The sequence below is a fragment of the Labrys sp. KB_33_2 genome (assembly GCF_052114505.1).
Classification (GTDB): Bacteria; Pseudomonadota; Alphaproteobacteria; order Rhizobiales; family Labraceae; genus Labrys.
This window is the reverse complement of the sequence record NZ_JBFREW010000010.1, coordinates 297,659-317,094: the sequence shown is the minus strand read 5'-3', so window position 1 is coordinate 317,094 and position 19,436 is coordinate 297,659. Positions and strand designations below refer to the sequence as shown.

Sequence of the window (19,436 nt, the reverse complement as noted above, 5' to 3'; positions counted from 1 at the left end):
CGTTCGTCATTACGGGAGAAGGGGGCCACGTAAAGGTTAGCCCGGCAGGCCCAACGCGGCCCGCCTCTTCTTCGAGAGGCCCCGCGAGACGATCAGATGGGACTGGCGCAGATAATCGCGCAGATCCTCGTCGCTCAGGCCGGGTTCGGCGTAATGCTGGATCCATTTCATGCCGCGCGAGGCCAGATAGGGCGCCGGGCGCAGACCCGGCTGTTCTTTCAACACCTCATAGGAGATGTCGCTGACCTTGAAGGTGTAGCGCGGTTCGCCGTCCTGCTGGCCACCGATGGCGAAGACCTTGTCGCCGACCTTCCAGACATGGGCGCCGCCCCATTGCACCACATGGCTGGTGGCCGGGAGCGTGCCGCAGAAGGCGTTGTATTCGTCGCGGGTCATGACGCCAAAGCTGGAAGCTTGCGGATGGCGACCTTGTTGTCATGGAAAGCGCCGCCGCCGACGGGGGCGGGCGCGTCGGCCCCGGTCAAGGTGTTGATGCCCTTGCCGTCTTCATAGGCGCTGTTCGGCCAGATCGATTCCGCCACCAGCACGCCGCGGCGCAGGCCTTCGAAGAGCTTGGCATGCAGCCGCACCTTGCCGCGCGGGCTTTCCAGCTCGACCTTGTCACCATCCTCTATGCCGTGGGCGGCGGCATCGTCGGGATGGATCAGCACATCGGGCCGTTCTTCCTTGGCGAGCGAGGTCGGAGTTTCCGTGAAGCTCGAATTGAGGAAGTTCCGGGCCGGGCTGGTGGTCAGGCGGAAGGGGAAGATGTCGTCGGCCAGTTCGATCGCCGTCCAGTAATCGGGGAAGGCGGGCATGTCGTGCACGGGCCCGAACTTGGCGGGTGCCGCATAGGGGTTCTTCGGCCAGTCGGCCTTGAGGCGGAACTTGCCGTCCGGCCAGCCGAACCCCTTCAGGAAATGGGCGTCCTCGAAAGGCTGCTGCACGTCGAGCCAGCGCTTTTCCTCCAGCTCGGCCAGGGTGCCGCGCTTGGAGGCTTGAAGCGTGCGGTCGATCAGCTCACGCGGATCCATGGCAAAGGCAGGGTGCTCGGCGCCGACGCGGGCGGCGATGGCGCTGATCACCTCGTGATTGTTGCGGCATTCGCCCGGCGGCTCGATCAGCTTGGGACCGAGCAGGATGTGCTGCTGCCCGCCGCCCTGGTAGACGTCGTCATGTTCGACGAACATGGTAGCCGGCAGGATGAGGTCGGCCATGCGGGCGGTATCCGTCATCACCTGCTCATGCACCACGGTGAAGAGGTCCTCGCGGGCAAAGCCCTGCTTCACCAGGTCCTGGTCAGGCGCGACCGCCATCGGATTGGTGTTCTGGATCAGCAGCATCTTCACCGGGCCGCCGCCGCACAATGCCTCGGCATCGCCGGTGAGGATGGGGCCGATGCGGGATTGGTCGAGCTCGCGCACCTTGGGGTCGCGCACGTCCAGCCCCTCGATCAGGGTCTTGCGCCAGCCGAACATGCCCGAATTGGAATGCAGCGCGCCGCCGCCCTCATATTGCCAGGCGCCCATCACCACGGGAATGGCACTGACCGCATGCATCGAGGCCGCACCGTTGCGCGAACGGGCAAAGCCATAGCCAAGGCGGAAGAAGGTACGGGGGCGCTCGCCGAGCAGCCTGGCCAGCGCTTCGATCTCCGCTACCGGCACGCCGGTGATATCGGAAGCCCATTGCGGCGTGCGGCTGGCCAGATGGGCTTCGAACTCAGCCGGGTGATCGGCGAATTTGGCGAGATAGGCCCGGTCGGCATAGCCGTCACGGAACAGCACATGCATGAGGGCGCAGGCCAGCGCACCGTCCGTGCCCGGCTTGAGGATGATCTTGATGTCAGCCTGCTGCATGGTGGCGTTGTCATAGACGTCGACGGCCACGATCTTGGTGCCGCGCTTCTTGCGGGCAGAGGCGGCGTGGGTCATCACATTGATCTGCGTCACCACCGCATTGGTGCCCCACAGCACGATGCAGTCCGATTGAGCCATCTCGCGCGGATCGGTGCCGGTCATGCGGCCATGGCCGGCGAGATAGCCCGACCAGGACAGAGAGGTGCAGATGGTGGAATACTGGCCCGAATAGAGCTTGGCATTGCGCAGGCGGTTGATGCCGTCGCGCATGACCAGGCCCATGGTGCCGGCATAGTAATAGGGCCAGACGCTTTCGGCTCCGAAGTCGCGTTCTGCGGCCAGCATGGCCTCGGCGGTGCGGTCGAGCGCCTCGTCCCAGCCGATGCGCGTATATTGGCCCGATCCCTTTGGCCCGGTGCGCAACAGCGGATGGAGCAGGCGATCCTTGTGATGCACGCGCTCGGCATAGCGGGCGACCTTGGCGCAGATCACGCCCTTGGTGAAGCTGTTGTCGGCGGCGCCATAGACCCGGCCCATCGTGTTGCGATCGAGCACTTCGATCTCGAGGGCGCAGGTCGAGGGGCAATCATGCGGGCAGGCGGAGGCCCTGCGGATCGGGCCGAGCGGTTTGTTCATCGGGGTCTCGTCATGTCACGACGGCATCGTAAGGCGAGGGCGCTACAAGAACCAGCCCTGCCTGCGAGCATTGCGAGAATTCATCGATCCATTCACACGATGAATAGGCCGAGTGCGCCTTTGGCACCACGGCTGCGTTTGTTTTATGAAGGGGCGGGAGCCACGGAGTGTCAGCCTCTCAGCTCCATCAGGTGATGGAGTGGGGCTGACACTCCAAATCCCGCTTAAATGAAAACCAAGATTGCCATTACGCCAATGCGCGTGCTGCTTCGAGCACTTCGGCGACATGGTTGGCGACGCGCACCTTCGACCAGACGCGGGCGACGACGCCCTTGCCGTCGATCAGCAGCGTGGTGCGTTCGATGCCGAGATAGGTGCGACCATACATTTGCTTCTCACCCCACACACCGTAGGCATTGAGCATATCGAGGCTTTCGTCGGAGGCGATTGCCGTGGTCAATCCGTGCTTTGCCACGAATTTCTGCTGCTTGCGCACAGGGTCATGCGAGACGCCGAGCAGTTCCGTGCCGGCGGCGGCGAAATCCGCCTTGGCGGCTGAAAACTCCACGGCTTCACGGGTGCAGGCCTGTGTATCCGCTTTGGGATAGAAGAAGATCACCAGTTTGCGGCCTTGGAAATCCGCAAGCCGGATCGTGCCGCCATCGGCGAGTGGCAGAGAAAAGGCGGGAGCGGCCTCACCGGCCTGCAGGGGATGCATATGCCATCCTTTCGGCAAAATGGTACGTCAAGGCACAATCGTGTATGTTTCGGAGCAGGCACGGTCCAGGCCGTTTTGCATCCATGGCCCTCATCTATCGGGATGAGGAAGTCCGGTGTGTGTTTGCCCAGCGTATTCGTGAGAAAGACGATATTAAATTGTCGACTTATCTCAACAATTTGCATCTTCATCCTACTGCGTTTCCTTAACGGTGCGGCAACCTGGGTGAGGCCATGATCCCAGCGGCATGCCGTGGGGCATGAAGGATCGAGCGCAAGGGGCTGGCGAATCGTTGATGGCGAGGGACGCACACAACGCAGTGCATGAAACGACGGCTGCCGCCGATGAACCGGCGGCCCTGGAGAACGCTGCGGGCCAATTGCCATACGACCATCCCGTGGAGGCGTTGCCGGCAGATCCAGAAGCACCGCCCATGGCCTCCCCGGCCCGGCCGCGGCGCGGTAGCGGCCGGGTGCTGCTCCGAAGTGCCGTTTCCGTGGTCGTTACGGCTGCGGTGGTGGTCGGGGCTGCCATTGGCATCTTCTACTGGCGACTGGGCAATGGTCCTCTATCGCTGCCTTTCATCACCCAGACCGTGCATCAGGCCATCGCCGCCAAATTGCCGCCGGGCTATCGCCTCAGCCTGGACGATGTGGCGATCGAACGCCGCCCGGAGGGGCTGATTGCGATGATCCGCGGCGTGACCGTCAGGGAACATGACGTCGTGATCGCCTCGGCGCCGCGCGTTTATGCCGGTTTCGATCTGACGTCGCTGCTGCTTGGCGACGTCACGGCGCGCTCGATCGTGGTGGAGGGCGCGGCGGCTACCGTCAATGTCAGCATCGACGGCCGATTCACGCTCCAGGCCGGGGTCGATACCACGGCCCCACCCGCGGGCGGAGCCCTGTCGCTTGCGGCGGTTCTCAACGGCTTCGACACGATGATCGCCTCGATCGGCTCCATCGACAGGGTCGAGTTGCGCGATGCCGCGCTGGCCGTGCACGACCAGGCGATCGGTCATGACATCATTCATCGCGGCATCGATCTGACCGTTCGCCGGACCGCCGCTGCCGGTGGCCTGTCGGTGGCCCTGGCCGCCGCGGGCGGCTCCATCAATGCCACCACCGAAGGAGGAGACGGCGAACCGCGCTCGATCGATGTCAAGGCCAGCAATATTGGCGTCACCGAACTCGTGGCAGCGTTGGCGCCGGGTGTCGAACAGCCATCGGTCAAGGCCTCCTTCGATGTGCTGGCCCGTGCGACCATCAATCCCGACGGTTCGGTCGAGATGGCCGAGGTCAGCGTTACCAGCGCCGGGGGCAGTTGGAATGTCGAGCCGAAGGAACCGCCCTTCGTGTTCGATGGCGCTCAGATCAGCCTGAGCTGGAACAAGACGGCTGGCACCGTCCAGGTCGCCCAGGCCATGGTCAGATCGGGTGAGGGCATCCTGGATTTCAAGGGCAAGGTCGTTCCGCCTTCCGACGCGACGGGGCCGGTCTGGACCTACGATCTGCAGGCGCCGGACGTGTTGCTGGCAGGCCGCCGCGAGGAACGTCCGCCGCTGAAGCTCGACCGCATCGATCTTGCCGGACGCTATGATCCCGCCACCAATCGTCTCAGCCTGGACAAGGGCGAGGTGCTGGGGCCGACCGTCGCCATTGATTTCAGCGGCGCTGTCGGCTTCGGCGGCAAGACCCCCGCGATCGACCTGACGGCGAAGGCCAAGACCCTGTCGGCCGTGGCGCTGACCCGGATATGGCCCGTCTTCTCGATACCTGAGGCCAAGATCTGGCTGGAGGATCATATCAAGGGCGGTGTCGCCGATGGAGCGACGCTCAAGCTCGCTATTCCCCAGGGAGCGCTCGCTTCGGTCAATGGCAAGACTCCCCCCCTGCCGGACGAGGCGCTTTCCGGCTCGGTCCCGATGTCGAAAGGCATTGTTCAGATCGTCGATACGCTGCCGCCGATCAGCGATGCCGAGGGCAGGGTCGATTTCTCGGGCCGTCGTCTTACCGTCAGTATCGACAGCGCTTCGGTCGAGACCGGTGACACCGGTACGCTCGCCCTTGCCGACGGGACCTACAAGATCAACGATTTCGCCCAGAAGCCGCCGAGCCAGTCCGCGGTTTTCGGAGTGAAAGGTCCGGCACAGGCGGTAGCCAAGCTGATGACCATGCCGCCGTTGGCCGAGGCCGCCAAGGGCATGGATATCAAGCCCGATGAGGTCAATGGCATAGCCGATCTCAAGGTCAAGCTCGACCTGCCGCTGATCGACCATCCCCGTCCTGACGACATCAAATATGCCATCACGGGCGGCGTGCAGGAAATGCAGATCGATCACGTTGCCGGCAGTAGCTTGCAGAACGGCACGATGAAGCTCTCGCTAGAGCCGGGACTGATGCTGCTCACCGGCAAGGGCGTCTTCGATGGGCTGCCGGCCAATTTCGACCTGCGCAAGGCCGAAGGTCAGGAACCGCAGATGGCCCTCAGCGTCATCCTGGATGAGGCGACGAGAAAGCGTAAGGGCTTCGATTTCGGCGATGCGCTGACGGGGCCCGTTCAGGCCGACATTCACCCGGTCGCCGATCCGCGCGACCCGCGCTACGATGTGGACATCGATCTGGCCGCGGTGCGTATCAAGGACCTGTTGCCGGGCTGGCAGAAGCCGGCCGGCGCTCCGGGCAAGCTCAGCTTCAGTTGGGATCCCGCCGACAAGGGCGGCGGCACGCTCGACAAGCTGATGCTGGACAGCGGGCCGGTCTCGCTGCGCGGCACCGTGACGCTCGGCCCGGACAACAAGCTGCGCAAGGCGATGATGGATAGGATCAGCCTGTCGCCGGGCGATGATTTCCAGGGTGTTTTCGAGCCGCTCGGCAATGGTTGGAAGGTATTCGTGCGCGGCAACCGGCTCGATGCCCGCCCCTTGCTGTCGATGCTGCAGAAGCGGGCCAAGGGCGGCAGCGCCAGCACCAGCGTCAATGCCGACATCAGGCTGGGCCAGGTGGTCGGCTTCAACGACGAGACGCTCGCCGATCTCGGCCTGATGCTGGACAGCAAGGGCACGACGATCCGCAAGCTCGATCTCAGCAGCAGGCTGGTCAATGGCCAGCTCACCGCCTCGCTAGGCAATGAGGGGCGTGACGGCAATCTGGTCACGGTCCAGTCCACCAATGCCGGTGCCGTCATGCGTTTCCTGGATCTCTACACCCGTCTGCGCGGCGGTGCGCTCGGTGCCCGCTTCTCACCGGTGATCGACAATATGCGCGGCCGCCTGGTGATGCGCAGCTTCTCGGTGGAGAACGAGACGGCTCTGGGGCAATATCGCAGCACGTTGAAGAATGCGGGCAAACTCTCTTCATATGCGCCTGGCAGCGGCGACTCCGCCCAGTTCACCAGACTCGAACTCGCCTTCACCCGGACGGCCTCGCGTATCGGCATCCTGGATTCGGTCGTCTGGGGGCCGGATGTCGGCGTCAGCCTGTCGGGCGCCCTCGACTATGGCACGGATAGGGTCAACCTCACCGGCACCTTCGTGCCTGCCTATGCCCTGAACAACATCTTCTCCAAGATCCCGCTCATCGGCGGCCTGCTGAGCGGCGGCCAATATGGCGGCTTGTTCGCCATCAACTTCAAGGTATCGGGCCGGGTCAATGCACCGGTGCTCACGGTCAACCCGCTTTCGGCGATTGCGCCCGGCTTCCTGCGCAAGATCTTCGAGTTCCAGAAGCAGACCAATTGAGAGCTGTCCCGGTACCGCTCCGGCCCTGTACCCTCAGCCGCGCCGAAGGGCCAGCTGCACAAGCAGCGTCAGGAATGCGAAGACTAGGCTGACCACCACGCCGGAGGAAAGCATGGCCACCTCCGTCGCCGGCATGATGACCGCGGTGACCACGGCAAGGCCGCAGGCGCCGCCGACCTGCAGGGAACTGTTGAGAAGACCGGCGGCGAGGCCCTGTTCCTCGTCGGCGACGCCGCTGGTTCCGGCAACCATCAAGGCTGAGATGCTGAGGGCAAAGCCGAAACCCCAGAGCAGCGACACCGGCAGCAAGAGGGTCCACAGCTCCGGCTCCGGACCGAGGCGGAGCGCCAGCAGGTAGCAGGGCACGAAGGCGGCGAGGCCGAGGAGCAGAATGCGGGTAACCCCAAACCTGTCCATCAGCGCGCCGAGCTTGGGGCCGATCATCACCACCATCAACCCCGCGGGTAGCAGGACGAGCGCCATCTGCCAGGGCTGCCAGCCCAAGAGGTTCTGCAGATAGAGGCCGAGCAGGAACTGGAAGCCCATCGCGCCGCCATAGAGCAGGGCCGCGCTCGCATTCGCGGCCACCAGCCCGCGATTGCGGAACAGGCCGAGGCGGATCAGGGGTTCCTCGACACGGCTCTCGATGGCAGCAAAGCCGGCAAGCAGCAGGCCTGACAGAATGAGGCCACCGATGGTCCATGGCGACAGCCAGCCGGTTTCGGCGGCGGAGACGAGCGCGAGGACCAAGGTCAGCATGCCGCCGAGCAGGGTCAGCGCGCCGCCGAGGTCGAGCCGGATCCGCTTGGCGGTGGGCGGGTCTGCCGGCACGAAGCGCAGCGCCGCCCACAGGATCAGCAAGGCGACCGGTACCGGCAGGATGAACACGGCCCGCCAGTTCAGCGTGGCGAGCAGCCCGCCGATCAACAGGCCGGAAGAGTAGCCGGAGGCCTCGAAGACGTTGAAGATGCCGAACGCCTTGTTGCGCTGGGGGCCTTCGGGAAAGATGGTTGTCAGCAATGACATCGCCGCCGGTACGGTGAAGGCCGCCGCCATGCCCTTGACGAAACGCGAGGCGATCAGCAGCGAGGGATCGCTGGCGAAGGCACCGAACACCGAGACGAGGACGAATACGGCCATGGCCGAGACCAGCATGCGACGCCGGCCGAACAGATCGGCGCAGCGCCCGCCCAGGAGAAGGAAGCTGCCGAAGGCCAGGATATAAGCGCCGGCCAGCCATTGCGCGGTGGCGGCGCTCATGCCGAATTCCCGCTGGATCTGCGGTATCGCCACCACGATCATCGAGACGTCGAGGCCATCGAGCAGGATGACCCCGCTCGAGACGAGAAGGACGATCCACAGGCGGGCGGGCCAGCGAAAGGCCGTGCCTGGATCGGGCGGGGAGGGGTGGGCGAGATCGCCCGGATACGCCTCGCAAGGGGCGGTGCCGACAGACATGCAATCACTCCATATGGGGTGCCGAGAAGGCAGGTCGCCGCCTCCCGGCCCCTTGATTGTCAAGTCGTACTGTCATGGATGATTGATGAGGCCATGAAAAACGAGTAATTCTCGATGAAACATCAAAATTGGCTTGAAGATCGATGAAGCGCACCCTGCCGGGAACCCGGGCCCTGAAGACGTTCGAGGCGGCGGGCCGGCATCTGAATTTCACCCGCGCGGCCGAGGAGGTCGGCCTGACGCCGGCGGCGGTCAGCTATCAGGTCAAGGAGATCGAGGAACAACTCGGCCTGGTGTTGTTCGCGCGCACCAGCCGCAGAATCCAACTCACTCCGGCGGGTGTGGTTCTGTTCGAGGCGGTCGGCGAGGCACTTCACACTCTGCAGCGCGCTGTCAGCCGTGCCGGGCAACTGCAGCGCGGATCGGCGCAACTCAGCCTGTCTCTTGGCGCCCGCTTTGCCACCAATTGGTTTCTGCCGAGGCTCCCGGCCTTCCAGGCTGCCCATCCAGGCTTGAACCTGCGTTTCGACATCACCGATGAGGTCCGTGATTTCGAGGTCGACGATGTCGACCTCGCCATCCGTTTCGGCGACGGTCGGTATGACGGGCTTCGTTCAGTCCAGCTGTTCGACACCATCGTCGTCGCCGTCTGTAGTCCGAAACGGCTCGAAGCCGGCAGCAGCTTCCAGAGGCCGGCGGACCTCATGCGGCAGACGCTATGCTACCGGCAGTGGCGCCGGGGCGATCTGGTCTGGCCGAATTGGCGCATGTGGATGACCGCTGCCGGTGTCCGGGATTTCGACGATAGTGGCTGCGTCGCCTTTGCCGATACCAGCCATGTGGTGCAGGCCGTCATCGACAGCGGCGCCATCGGCCTCGCCGATCTCGCCATGATCGCCAACGACCTTGCCGAAGGGCGGCTGATCAGACTGTTCGATGTCGGTGTCAAAATGGCTGGCGACCACACCTATCACCTCGTCTACGCAGAAGGCCGCAGCGAGGACGCCGGGATCATGTCGTTCCGCGATTGGATGCTCGCCGAGGCTGACGATCAGCGTCAAAAGCTAAAGCGCGTTGCTCTGGAAGAAGACTGGAGCCAGCCTGCTCCCCGTCCGGACCGCATCTGAAAAGTGGCTCTGCGATCGCCAGTCGCTTCGTCGGTCAGAACCTGTAGCGCAGCAGCCGACCGACCCGGCCGAGGACGGGGATGGCCTTGAACAACCAGACGGCCAGGCGGGCAGGGCGGGACATTCGGGCGATCTGCGCGGGATCGTAACCCTGCCTGTCATAGGCGAGCAATTCCTGCATCAGCCTGAGACGCGGGATCTGGCGTTCAATGTCATGGGGATCGCCAAGGCTCCAATGCAGCTGTGCGCCGGTGGCGCGTATGGAGGGCTGCTTGCGGATCATGCGCAGGCCGAGGCTGTTATAGGCATCGAAGGCAATCTCGCCGCTGCGAAAATGCCCGGACAGCCTGTCGAGCAGGGGAACGGCCTGGTCGGCCTGCAGATAGGGAAACATGCCTTCGGCAAGGATCAGCGCCGGGCGACCTTCAGGCACAATGGTCTCGAGCCAGGCAGGATCGGTGACGGAGGATCCGATCAGGCTGTAGCCATCGCGCTCGGGATAGAGCCGGCGCCGGAGCGCGATCACATCGGGATAGTCGATGTCGAACCAGTGCACGCTGGTGGGTGGGTCGATACGGAAGACCCGGGAATCCAAGCCGCAGCCCAGATGCAGCACGATCGCGTCAGGGTGGAAGGCAAGGAAGGCGCGGGCCCAGTTGTCCAGGATGTAGGCGCGCATCGCCAGCCCGATCATCATGTCGCGGTTGATGCCGAGGCGCGAGAAATCGTAATCGATCCGGTCTATCGCCGATGCTGCGAAGCGGTCCTGCAAAAGCGAGTCGGGCAGGTGGCTTTCCTGGCCCTTGGCGTAGAGGGTGATGAGAAGGGTTTCCTTCTCCTGGCTCAGAGAAACCTTTTCCATGGCCCGGCTACGCTACAGGGGAACTGACAGGGCGCCCAGCGGGCTGTCTTGTCCATTGAATGGAACCAATCGCCGCGCTTGGCGCCGACGCCACACATCAATGGCGCGAGAGGCGTCGAGCATTGGCCCGCACCCGTTGCTCGGCTGGCTTGGCGGCAGCGACGGCAACGGAGATCAAGCCGGACGCCAGATCCTGTGCATCGGCCTTGCCGAAAGCGGCGCGCAGGCCGAGCGCGGCCATCTCGCCAGTCGCTGCAACCGCACCTTCGGCAAGAGCCTCGAACTTTTCAGTCACCATGAGGCTGGCTTCGATCAGATTGTCGGGGTGGGGCCAGAATGGCAGTGTCGCCAGGATGGGCATACGGTGACCAATGGTGACGGCGCTGGCTTGACTGGTTTCGAGAGCCGAAGACATGGCCCGAATGAACATTACCTGGAAAGAGAGCATGCAGCCTCCGATTCCCAGGCACTGTGGGCCGATATTTTGACAAGGGCAAGCTTGATGGTTGCAGGTCACCGTTGCGCGAGGTCATCGGCTTGCCTCGAGCGCCTTATGCTCGGGCTATCCCAGCCGGCGCCAGGGCTTGAGCTTGTCGGCCTTGGTTTCGTCGCTCCCGGTCGGCTGATAGCGCTTGTGCGAGATCGGCACCTTGCCGGCTTCCAGCGCGGCGATCGTCGGGCCATTGCTGATGTCCAGGGCATCGAAGCCACAGCGGATCATATAGGCGATACGATCGAACAGGATGTCGCCGACGGCGCGCAACTCACCGGCAAAGCCGTAGCGCTCGCGGGCGATACGCGCCAGGGAGAAGGCCCTGCCATCGCCGAATTTGGGGAAGGCGAGGGCCAGTAGCGGCAGGTTCGGCAGGGCCTCCGCCAGAAGGTCGATGTCGTCGGCCGGCTGCAGCACCACCCCGACCGGCGCGTTGCGGGAAGCGAGGCTGTCCTTTTCGACCAGGAAGCGCTTCAGCGAGACGATCACGGCCCCGTCCGGCAAGGCGTCCTCGTCGCCGGCGAGCGTATAGATGTCTGCCTCGAAACGGCCATTCTTCCAGAGGGGCACGCGCGTCTCCTAAATCCCCACGCAAAGCGCAGGCTTCTCAACAGTATGGAAGTCGTCTCTCATACCAAATTGCATGGAGCTCGACTCGTCGAGGGCCAGTGCGAGCGGAGCTAAACAGAAGCCCCAATTATGCGCCTTTCGGCGCCTGGACTGCTTCGCTCCGCTCGCAATGACGGTCAACTACAATGTCAATTGTTATCAGATACCACTTCCGGCCTTCTCAGGCGAAACATGAATGCCGCACTCGACCTTGGACTTGCCGCGCCAGCGTCCGGCACGGGTATCCTCGCCCTCGGCGACGCGGCTGGTGCAGGGCATGCAGCCGATCGAGGGATAGCCGTCGGCAACCAGGGGGTGGGGCGGCAGATCGTGGCGTTCGAGATAGTCCGACACGTCCTTGCCAGTCCAGTCCGCCAGCGGGTTGACCTTGATGCGCCCGGCATCCGCCTCGAAGGGCAGCAGGGCACTACGGGTCGAAGCCTGGTGGCGCTTGCGGCCGGTGATCCAGGCCGAGAAAGGCTCCAGGGCGGTGTCGAGCGGGTCGACCTTGCGGATCCAGCAGCACATGTCGGGATTGCTGTAGGCCAGCAGCCGATCGGGGTCTTCCTGTTGTACCAGCGCCTGGCGAGGCGAGGCCGTGCGCAGATCGGTGAGGCCGAGCCGGCGGGCGAGCTCGTTGCGGTAGAGCAGGGTCTGGCTGAACAGCCGGCCGGTGTCGAGGAAGATCACCGGCGTGGCGCGGTCGATCTCCGCCACCATGTGGAGGAGGGCGGCCGATTCGGCGCCGAAGCTCGAGACAAGCGCAATGCCGCCCTTGTAGAGCGACAGCGCCGCACGCAGCACGGTCTGCGCATCGGCGTCGTGATATTGCGCCGCCAGCGCGATGGCCTGCGCTTCCGGATCGATGGCGGGGCTGGCCAAACCGACGGTCACGGGAGCGACCGAAAGATCAAGCACGCTGTCCATAGAGTGCCTCCTTGAAGGGCGGCAGGCCGACACGGCGCACCGCCTCCAGGAATGTTTCCTGTGGGGAGAGACGCAGGCCAAGATAGGTGTCGACCACCTTCTCGACCGCGTCGACGATGGCCTCGCTGCCGAAGCCGGGGCCGACGAGTTCGCCGATCGAGCAGTCCTCGCGGGCCGAGCCGCCCAAGGTGATCTGATAGTTTTCCACGCCCTTGCGGTCGACGCCGAGAATGCCGATCGCCGCGACATGGTGATGGCCGCAGGCATTGATGCAGCCGGAAATCTTGATCGGCAGGCTGCCGATCTCCGCCTGGCGCTTGGCCGAACCGAAGCGCTCGGACAGTCCCTGCGCGATCGGAATGGCGCGGGCATTGGCAAGCGAGCAATAGTCCAGGCCTGGGCAGGCGATGATGTCGGTGATCAGCCCTTCATTGGCGGTGGCAAGGCCCGCGCCCTGCAGCACGGCAAACAGGGCCGGCAGGTCGTCGAGCTTCACATGCGGCAGCACGAGGTTCTGCAGATGGCTGATGCGGATCTCGCCCAGCGAATAACGATCGGCGAGATCGGCCACCAGATCCATCTGGTCGGAGGAGGCGTCGCCTGGGATGCCACCGATCGGCTTCAGCGAAATGGTGGCGATGCCATAACCCAACTGCTTGTGGGCGTGAACGTTCACCGACACCCAGTGGGCGAAGTCAGCGTCCGTGTCCCTGGCCTTGTCGAAGACCGGCGTCCCGGAGATCGTCTCGAACGGGCCGGCGACGAAATATTGCTGCATCGCCGCCACCGAATCCGGCGTCAGCTTGAGGGCGCCGTCGCGAATGCGGTCGAACTCGGCTTCGACTTCCTTGGCGATGGCGTCGAGGCCCTTTTCATGCACGAGGATCTTGATGCGTGCCTTGTACTTGTTGTCGCGGCGACCTTCGAGATTGTACACGCGCATGATCGCCTCGGTATAGGTGAGGAGATCCGCTTCGGGCAGGAAGTCGCGCAAGGCCTTGCCGACCATGGGGGTACGGCCCTGGCCGCCGCCGACGAAGACGCGGAAGCCGATTTCGCCGGCTTCGTTGCGCACGATCTGATAGCCGATGTCGTGGACCTTGACCGCGGCCCGGTCTTCCTCTGCGCCGGTGATGGCGACCTTGAACTTGCGCGGCAAATAGGACAGCTCCGGATGAGCCGTCGACCATTGACGCATGATTTCGGCATAGACGCGCGGATCGGCGACCTCATCGGCGGCGGCGCCGGCGAAATGATCGGCCGTGACGTTGCGCATGCAATTGCCCGAAGTCTGGATGGCGTGCATCTCGACATCGGCAAGCGCCTGCAGGACGTCGGGCACGTCCTTGAGGGCGATCCAGTTGAACTGCAGGTTCTGGCGGGTAGTGAAGTGGCCGTAGTGACGGTCCCAGCGGCGGCCGATGGTCGCGAGGGTACGCAGCTGCTTTGAGGACAGCGTGCCGTAGGGCACGGCAATCCGCAGCATATAGGCATGCAGCTGGAGATAGACGCCGTTCATCAGCCGAAGGGACTTGAACTCCTCCTCGGTGATGTCGCCCGCGATGCGGCGCTGCACCTGGTCGCGAAACTCGGTGACGCGCGCGTTCACAAAGGCGTGGTCGAACTCGTCATAACGGTAGAGGGCACCCATTTTATTCGGCAGCCTCGGCAAGTTCGGTCTTCGGCAGGTAAGCGATGGTCGGGCCGAGCGCCCGGATGGCCTCGCGCAGTTTGGCGGGACGGGGCTTCTCGCCGCTGACGTCCAGCTCGACGGCATAGATTTCGACGACATCCTGCTCATTGGCAGCGGCGGTAACGCCGGCGAGGATCACATCGGCGGTTGCCTGATCGGGCTCGATGGCGCTGTCCGCCACATCGAGCGACCAGTTTCCGCTGGGGGTGCGGAACACCACGCGCCCATCCTTGAGGCGGTTGGCTGTGATAGCGAGCGGCATGATGAAAAACCCCTGATTGGAATTCATCCACGATATCGGTTCTCGCGCGCAATTTGTCAAATAGATTTCAATACGTAAAAATAATGTTATTTATAGGTGTTTTAAAAATTCATTTTATTTATCAATGAGATGGCCCGAAAGTTATGCATCCTGAGCAACGCTGCTCGGCGACCATGCAACCTTGCGGCGATAAGAATAACGGCTGACTTCTGTAGAAAAGGCGAGCGAACGGTAGAGGGACCTGCCGATATCGTTGCCAGCCATCACCGGGAGACAGGCTCCTTTCGCGCCCTGTTCGTCTTGGGCCCAGGCAAGCAGGGCGTTGATGGCGCCGTAGGCATGACCCTGGCGCCGAAACTCGGGATCGGTCGCCACGGCGTTGAGGCAGACGATGCCGTCATACACCGCGCCGAAGGCGAGGGAGGCCGGGCGGCCGTCGCCGGCCAGCGAAACCGCATAACCGGTGGGCACGGCGACGGCGCCGAACAAGGCGCGAGCGTTGGCGGCGGCCGCTGCGGAGAATTTCTGGAGGCGGGCATGGGCCTCGAACCAGATGTCGTCGAGACCGGGCCGCACGAGCGCTGCGCTGCCGTTGCCTTGGGGCCGGGCGGTGGCAAAGTCGCGATAGAGTACGCAGGTTTCATCTTCGCCCGGGCCATATCCGGCCTCGTCCAAGGCGCCGCCGATATCCTGCGCCGAAACACTCGACAGGCGAAAGATGGTGGGCAAGCCGTGATGGGTATAGAATGCCTCGGCCGAGCGTATCTGCTCCCGTGGCTGGCGCGTGCCGGGCCAGAGCAGGCTGATGGAATTGGCCCGCTTGGTGTGCCCGTGCGAAAAGCGCAGCAGCCAGCCGTCGAGCCATATCGTCTTCAAGGCTGGCCAGCCGTTCAGGCATGCCTCTTCCACGCGCCGGGCGTCGGTTATGGATCGCAGCAAAGCCATAACCGACGACACGGCCCGACTGCACCTCGCGGTGCCCGAAGCGTCTTGCGATTGGACGGACTCGCCCGGAATTGCAAAGACGTGCGGAAACAACAGCTAGAGCAGGCAAGCGTTCAGCCATGAACGCGGCTTGCTCCAGCGCATCGACGTTTATCGGAGCTTGCCATGTTGCGTCTGGACCCCCGCCATACCGCCCTCGTGATGATCGATTTGCAGAATTGGATCGTCGGCCGGCCGGTGGCGCCGCATTCGGGCGAGAATGTCATCGAGCGGTCGCTGCGCATCGGCAAGGCGCTGCGCAAGGCGGGTGGCACGGTCATCCTGGTGCGCGTGGCTTTTTCCGACGGCTATGGGGATGTGGTGAAGGTTCCTGTGGATGCACCCCTGATCCTGCCCGAGGACAAAATGCCCCCCGAGGCTGTTGCCTTCGATGACAGGATCAACCCTTCGAAGGCCGATGTGGTGATCACCAAGCGCCAATGGAGCGCCTTTCACGGCACGGAACTGGATTTGCAATTGCGCCGGCGTGGCATCGACACGGTGATCTTCAGCGGCATTGCCACCAATTTCGGCGTCGAAGCCAGCGTCCGCGATGCTTTCGCCTACAACTATGCCGCCATCGTAGTCGAGGACGCCACCAGCAGCATGACGGCCGACATGCATCGCTTCTCGATCGATCATGTCCTGCCGCGCGTCGCCCGCATCCGCTCGAGTGCCGTGATCATCGATGCCATCAAGGAAGCCATGAAGGATTGAGCGGTCGTGTTGCCTCACCCCAGCGACGCTCCGGGCCGATTGATCGACCCGGAAGATGCCGACGGGGCAGCGATTCGTCCGCTCACGATTCTGATCGACCGGCAAGGCGGGAAATCAGATCCTTGGCCAGGCGATCGGCGCTGTTCGGATCGCTGACATTCATCAGGGGGATGTCGTGCCTGGTCGCGGCCTCGACGAAGGCTTCATTCTCGCGAACGGATCGTTCCGCGAACTTGTCGATGGCGATTTTCATCCGGTCGTCTTGCTGGGAATAACGGCTCCCTCTTTCGATGCGCTCCCGCAAGGCCCGAGGCTCGGCGTGGAGACAGATGACCAGTGCCGCGCCGATCGCCCAGTCGGGACAATATTCAGGCCGAAGGGCTGCCCCTTCCAAGACGAAGCCGTTGCCCTCTTGGCGTAGCGCCTGCAACTTGCTCTGGATGAGCGGGCGTATGTTCTCGTGATGGACTCGGAGAAACCAGTGAATGGCGTCGTCCGCCAGGCGGAGATAAAATTCCATGACGGGGTCTGGCACACCCGTCCAGGGACGCCCCGGATGGCGACCCAATTGATCGGTCGAAATCACGGGCCACCCGAGGGCGCTGCCGATGTGGTGGGCACAGGTCGATTTGCCGACATGCGAGGTGCCGAGCAGGAGCAGGGCGGACGGTTTTGTCATCATGGATCGACTATTGCTCTTGAGGGGAACCGATGTCCCATTCCGAGACATTCGCGATTCCGGCCCTAGATTTCGGGAAATGTCGAACGGGCAAACTGTTCGGCGGCAAAATCCAGGAACACCCGGACTTTCGGCACCAAGTGGCGTTTGGAAGGATAGATGGCGAAGATGGAGGTTTCCATGCTGTGCCAGTCCGTCAGGGCCGGCTGTAGCCGGCCGGTGCGCAGATCGTCCTCGACATAGATGCGCGGGATAAGGCTGAGGCCGAAGCCACCCAGCAAGGCCTGGCGGACGGCGAGGCTCGACGTCACCTTGAAGCGGCCTCTCACTGGCACGCCGACTGTTTCGCCATTCCTGTCGAAATGCCAGTGATCGGCATGGGAAGACAGGGTGAAGCGCACGCAATCGTGTTGCCTCAAATCTTCGGGCCGCGCCGGAAGGCCGGCGCGGGCGAAATAGGACGGAGCGCCGCAGACCACATGCGGCACGGCCATGAGCTTACGGGCCACCAGGCTTGAATCCTCCAGGAGATCGCTGCCGCGAATGGCAATGTCGTAGCCTTCCTGGATGATGTCGATGCGGCGGTCGTCCATGTTGAGGTCGAGGGATAGAGCGGGATTGGCGTGCAGGAAATCGGGCAAGGCCGGGGTCAGGCATTTGAGCGCCATGGTCATCGGCGAACAGACCCGCAGGAGCCCGTTGGGGGCTTGCCTCAATGCGCCGATCGAGGCACCGGCGTCGTCGATGTCGTCGAGAATCTGGCGAACGCGCTCGTAATAGAGGGCACCGGCTTCCGTCAGGCTCATGCGGCGGGTGGTGCGGTTGAACAGGCGCAGCGACAGAGTCGCCTCCAGTTCACCGATATTCTTGCTGATTGCCGCCGGCGACAGGCCGAGGGCGCGGGCAGCCTCGGCGAAGCTTCCGCGCTCGGCCGCCTGGCGAAAAGCCTTGAAGGCCGTGAGCTGATCCATTGATTGAACACCGCAGGTAATGAATATCGTAATCTTATCCCATATTATCGTTCTGTGGTGAATTCCTAGATTGATCTGCAGTGATCGCAATACGCGCTCCCCCGACATCAAGCAGGCAAGCCATGACCTATTTCGCCAAGATCCCCGTTGCCGACACCGCACTGGTCGAGGCCCAGTGGAAAGCCGCCATCGAAGGCCGGGTATCGGCCAATCATTTCGATCCTTCGCATCGGCTGTCCGACGCCGACATCGGCGAATTGGTGCGATTGGCGACATCGGCGCCCTCCGCCTACAATCTGCAGAACTGGCGTTTCATCGCGGTGCGCGAAGCGCAGGCCAAGGCGCGCCTGCGCCAGGCGGCGCATGGCCAGGCCAAGGTCGGCGATGCCGCCGTCACCTTCATCGTCTGCGGCATGCTGGCGGGCCGGGTCGACCTCGCCGCGCGGCTGCGTCCCGCGGTCGAGGCGGGCCTGATGCCGGAAGGCGTGGTGGATGGCTGGGTCGCGGCCGCCCGGCACCAATTCGAGGACAATGCCGAGGCGGAACGCGACGAGGCCATCCGTTCGGCGAGCCTGGCGGCGGCGACGCTGATCCTGGCCGCTTCCGCTTCGGGCCTGGCCTCAGGGCCGATGACGGGCTTCGATGCCGAGGCGGTCAGGGCCGTTTTTGGCCTCGGGCCGGACGAGATCCCGGTGATGCTGGTCGCGGTCGGCCGAGCGGCGGAGGGCAATGGCTCGCAAAAGCCGCGGCGGCCTCTGGAAGACGTGATGGTGCTGTCATGAGCAGTCTCAGTCAGGCTTCTTCAGGGAGCGCCATGGGGCACGGCCGGCCTCTCGACGTGTTGATCACCGCCATCGCCCCGGCGGTGTGGGGCAGCACCTATATCGTCACCACGCAGTTCCTGCCGCCCGGCTATCCGCTGACCGTGGCGATGCTGCGCGCTTTGCCGGCGGGATTGCTCCTCCTCCTGCTGGTGCGGCAATTGCCGAAGGGGCATTGGTGGTGGCGCATCGTGGTGCTTGGCACGCTCAACATCGCCTTCTTCCTGGCCATGCTGTTCATCGCCGCTTACCGGCTGCCGGGCGGTGTGGCGGCCACCATCGGCGCCATCCAGCCGCTGATCGTGATCTTCCTGACCCGGGCCGTGCTGGGCACGCCGGTGCGGCTGGCGGCGATTGCGGCCGCCCTGGTGGGTTTGGGCGGCGTGATGCTGCTCTTGATCGCACCGCGCAGTGTCGTGCTCGATCCGGTCGGCATTGCCGCTGGCTTTGCCGGGGCGCTGTCGCTGGCGTTGGGAACGGTGATGAGCCGGCGCTGGCAGCCTCCGGTGTCGACGCTCACCTTCACGGCCTGGCAGTTGACGGCCGGTGGCCTTCTCCTGGTGCCTGTCGCATTATGGGTGGAGCCGCCTTTGCCGGCGCTCAGCCTCGGAAATGTGGCTGGCCTCGCCTATCTCACCCTGATCGGTGCGGCGCTGACCTATATGCTCTGGTTCCGCGGCATTGCCCGTCTCGGCCCCTCTGCGGTGGCCTCGCTGCTCTTCCTGTCACCCCTGACCGCCGTGGTGCTGGGGTGGGGCCTGCTCGGCCAGTCGCTCACGGTTGTACAACTCATCGGCATGGTTCTGGTGATCGGCAGTGTCTGGGCGAGCCAGAAGCTGCAGGCTGGAGTGCGGGGACACTGACGGCTGTAGTGTCTGCGT

General features: G+C 63.9%; 18 protein-coding genes. 5 read left to right on the top strand and 13 right to left on the bottom strand.

Annotated features, from left to right (window positions below; genetic code table 11):
* Positions 1 to 36 precede the first annotated feature (36 nt).
* The 3 genes from AB4037_RS19245 to AB4037_RS19235 form a co-directional block, all read right to left on the bottom strand.
* The gene (locus AB4037_RS19245) at positions 37 to 396 is read right to left on the bottom strand and encodes an MmcQ/YjbR family DNA-binding protein (RefSeq protein ID WP_434955904.1); all 360 of its coding nucleotides are present in this window, start codon (positions 394 to 396) and stop codon (positions 37 to 39) included.
* Positions 393 to 2,495: a molybdopterin-containing oxidoreductase family protein gene (locus AB4037_RS19240; RefSeq protein WP_434955905.1), complete on the bottom strand. Its 2,103-nt coding sequence runs from the start codon at positions 2,493 to 2,495 to the stop codon at positions 393 to 395. The genes AB4037_RS19245 and AB4037_RS19240 overlap by 4 nt, the downstream gene beginning before the upstream one ends.
* Before the next feature lie 247 nt (positions 2,496 to 2,742).
* Entirely contained in the window at positions 2,743 to 3,213 is a 471-nt protein-coding gene (locus AB4037_RS19235; protein WP_441772597.1) for a peroxiredoxin, read from the bottom strand.
* Positions 3,214 to 3,508: 295 nt separating this feature from the next.
* On the opposite strand from AB4037_RS19235, the gene AB4037_RS19230 reads away from it, so the two are divergent.
* Positions 3,509 to 6,952 (top strand): YhdP family protein, encoded by a 3,444-nt coding sequence (locus AB4037_RS19230; RefSeq protein WP_441772596.1) that lies wholly within the window; start codon positions 3,509 to 3,511, stop codon positions 6,950 to 6,952.
* A 33-nt stretch (positions 6,953 to 6,985) separates the two neighbouring features.
* Here AB4037_RS19230 and AB4037_RS19225 read toward each other — a convergent pair whose 3' ends face one another.
* Positions 6,986 to 8,410 carry an MFS transporter gene (locus AB4037_RS19225; protein WP_441772595.1) on the bottom strand — a complete coding sequence of 475 codons (1,425 nt, stop codon included), beginning with the start codon at positions 8,408 to 8,410 and terminating at the stop codon, positions 6,986 to 6,988.
* A 143-nt stretch (positions 8,411 to 8,553) separates the two neighbouring features.
* Between AB4037_RS19225 and AB4037_RS19220 the strand changes: the two genes are divergently transcribed.
* Positions 8,554 to 9,537, top strand: a complete 984-nt coding sequence (locus AB4037_RS19220) for a LysR substrate-binding domain-containing protein (protein WP_441772594.1) — start codon at positions 8,554 to 8,556, stop codon at positions 9,535 to 9,537.
* Positions 9,538 to 9,571: 34 nt separating this feature from the next.
* Here the strand turns inward: AB4037_RS19220 and AB4037_RS19215 are convergent, their stop codons facing one another.
* The 7 genes from AB4037_RS19215 to AB4037_RS19185 form a co-directional block, all read right to left on the bottom strand.
* Positions 9,572 to 10,399: a class I SAM-dependent methyltransferase gene (locus tag AB4037_RS19215; protein ID WP_441772593.1), complete on the bottom strand. Its 828-nt coding sequence runs from the start codon at positions 10,397 to 10,399 to the stop codon at positions 9,572 to 9,574.
* Positions 10,400 to 10,496: 97 nt separating this feature from the next.
* A complete protein-coding gene (locus AB4037_RS19210; RefSeq protein ID WP_434955911.1) occupies positions 10,497 to 10,847 on the bottom strand; it encodes a hypothetical protein in 351 nt (116 codons plus the stop codon).
* Positions 10,848 to 10,961: 114 nt separating this feature from the next.
* Entirely contained in the window at positions 10,962 to 11,462 is a 501-nt protein-coding gene (locus tag AB4037_RS19205) for a DUF934 domain-containing protein (RefSeq protein WP_441772592.1), read from the bottom strand.
* Positions 11,463 to 11,660: 198 nt separating this feature from the next.
* Positions 11,661 to 12,428, bottom strand: a complete 768-nt coding sequence (locus tag AB4037_RS19200; protein WP_441772591.1) for a phosphoadenylyl-sulfate reductase — start codon at positions 12,426 to 12,428, stop codon at positions 11,661 to 11,663.
* Positions 12,412 to 14,079: a nitrite/sulfite reductase gene (locus AB4037_RS19195; RefSeq protein ID WP_434955914.1), complete on the bottom strand. Its 1,668-nt coding sequence runs from the start codon at positions 14,077 to 14,079 to the stop codon at positions 12,412 to 12,414. The genes AB4037_RS19200 and AB4037_RS19195 overlap by 17 nt, the downstream gene beginning before the upstream one ends.
* Position 14,080: 1 nt before the next feature.
* The gene (locus AB4037_RS19190; protein WP_434955915.1) at positions 14,081 to 14,383 is read right to left on the bottom strand and encodes a DUF2849 domain-containing protein; all 303 of its coding nucleotides are present in this window, start codon (positions 14,381 to 14,383) and stop codon (positions 14,081 to 14,083) included.
* Positions 14,384 to 14,524: 141 nt separating this feature from the next.
* Positions 14,525 to 15,340, bottom strand: a complete 816-nt coding sequence (locus AB4037_RS19185) for a GNAT family N-acetyltransferase (RefSeq protein ID WP_441772590.1) — start codon at positions 15,338 to 15,340, stop codon at positions 14,525 to 14,527.
* 153 nt (positions 15,341 to 15,493) lie between these two features.
* Between AB4037_RS19185 and AB4037_RS19180 the strand changes: the two genes are divergently transcribed.
* Positions 15,494 to 16,084: an isochorismatase family protein gene (locus AB4037_RS19180; protein WP_441772589.1), complete on the top strand. Its 591-nt coding sequence runs from the start codon at positions 15,494 to 15,496 to the stop codon at positions 16,082 to 16,084.
* An 82-nt stretch (positions 16,085 to 16,166) separates the two neighbouring features.
* Here the strand turns inward: AB4037_RS19180 and AB4037_RS19175 are convergent, their stop codons facing one another.
* Both AB4037_RS19175 and AB4037_RS19170 read right to left on the bottom strand, forming a co-directional pair.
* Positions 16,167 to 16,766 (bottom strand): hypothetical protein, encoded by a 600-nt coding sequence (locus AB4037_RS19175; RefSeq protein ID WP_434955918.1) that lies wholly within the window; start codon positions 16,764 to 16,766, stop codon positions 16,167 to 16,169.
* A gap of 62 nt (positions 16,767 to 16,828) precedes the next feature.
* Positions 16,829 to 17,734 carry a LysR family transcriptional regulator gene (locus AB4037_RS19170; RefSeq protein ID WP_441772588.1) on the bottom strand — a complete coding sequence of 302 codons (906 nt, stop codon included), beginning with the start codon at positions 17,732 to 17,734 and terminating at the stop codon, positions 16,829 to 16,831.
* A gap of 122 nt (positions 17,735 to 17,856) precedes the next feature.
* Between AB4037_RS19170 and AB4037_RS19165 the strand changes: the two genes are divergently transcribed.
* Together AB4037_RS19165 and AB4037_RS19160 are read left to right on the top strand one after the other, a co-directional pair.
* Positions 17,857 to 18,516 (top strand): nitroreductase family protein, encoded by a 660-nt coding sequence (locus AB4037_RS19165; protein ID WP_441772587.1) that lies wholly within the window; start codon positions 17,857 to 17,859, stop codon positions 18,514 to 18,516.
* On the top strand, positions 18,513 to 19,418 hold the full coding sequence (locus AB4037_RS19160; protein ID WP_441772586.1) for an EamA family transporter: 906 nt from the start codon (positions 18,513 to 18,515) through the stop codon (positions 19,416 to 19,418). The genes AB4037_RS19165 and AB4037_RS19160 overlap by 4 nt, the downstream gene beginning before the upstream one ends.
* Positions 19,419 to 19,436: the final 18 nt, after the last annotated feature.

Excerpts from the sequence above, each read along its gene's own strand:
- AB4037_RS19245 (WP_434955904.1), bottom strand. The coding sequence starts at position 396 with ATGACCCGCGACGAATACAACGCCTTCTGCGGCACGCTCCCGGCCACC.
- AB4037_RS19240 (WP_434955905.1), bottom strand. The coding sequence starts at position 2,495 with ATGAACAAACCGCTCGGCCCGATCCGCAGGGCCTCCGCCTGCCCGCAT.
- AB4037_RS19235 (WP_441772597.1), bottom strand. The coding sequence starts at position 3,213 with ATGCATCCCCTGCAGGCCGGTGAGGCCGCTCCCGCCTTTTCTCTGCCA.
- AB4037_RS19230 (WP_441772596.1), top strand. The coding sequence starts at position 3,509 with ATGGCGAGGGACGCACACAACGCAGTGCATGAAACGACGGCTGCCGCC.
- AB4037_RS19225 (WP_441772595.1), bottom strand. The coding sequence starts at position 8,410 with ATGTCTGTCGGCACCGCCCCTTGCGAGGCGTATCCGGGCGATCTCGCC.
- AB4037_RS19220 (WP_441772594.1), top strand. The coding sequence starts at position 8,554 with ATGAAGCGCACCCTGCCGGGAACCCGGGCCCTGAAGACGTTCGAGGCG.
- AB4037_RS19215 (WP_441772593.1), bottom strand. The coding sequence starts at position 10,399 with ATGGAAAAGGTTTCTCTGAGCCAGGAGAAGGAAACCCTTCTCATCACC.
- AB4037_RS19210 (WP_434955911.1), bottom strand. The coding sequence starts at position 10,847 with ATGCTCTCTTTCCAGGTAATGTTCATTCGGGCCATGTCTTCGGCTCTC.
- AB4037_RS19200 (WP_441772591.1), bottom strand. The coding sequence starts at position 12,428 with ATGGACAGCGTGCTTGATCTTTCGGTCGCTCCCGTGACCGTCGGTTTG.
- AB4037_RS19195 (WP_434955914.1), bottom strand. The coding sequence starts at position 14,079 with ATGGGTGCCCTCTACCGTTATGACGAGTTCGACCACGCCTTTGTGAAC.
- AB4037_RS19190 (WP_434955915.1), bottom strand. The coding sequence starts at position 14,383 with ATGCCGCTCGCTATCACAGCCAACCGCCTCAAGGATGGGCGCGTGGTG.
- AB4037_RS19180 (WP_441772589.1), top strand. The coding sequence starts at position 15,494 with ATGTTGCGTCTGGACCCCCGCCATACCGCCCTCGTGATGATCGATTTG.
- AB4037_RS19175 (WP_434955918.1), bottom strand. The coding sequence starts at position 16,766 with ATGATGACAAAACCGTCCGCCCTGCTCCTGCTCGGCACCTCGCATGTC.
- AB4037_RS19170 (WP_441772588.1), bottom strand. The coding sequence starts at position 17,734 with ATGGATCAGCTCACGGCCTTCAAGGCTTTTCGCCAGGCGGCCGAGCGC.
- AB4037_RS19165 (WP_441772587.1), top strand. The coding sequence starts at position 17,857 with ATGACCTATTTCGCCAAGATCCCCGTTGCCGACACCGCACTGGTCGAG.
- AB4037_RS19160 (WP_441772586.1), top strand. The coding sequence starts at position 18,513 with ATGAGCAGTCTCAGTCAGGCTTCTTCAGGGAGCGCCATGGGGCACGGC.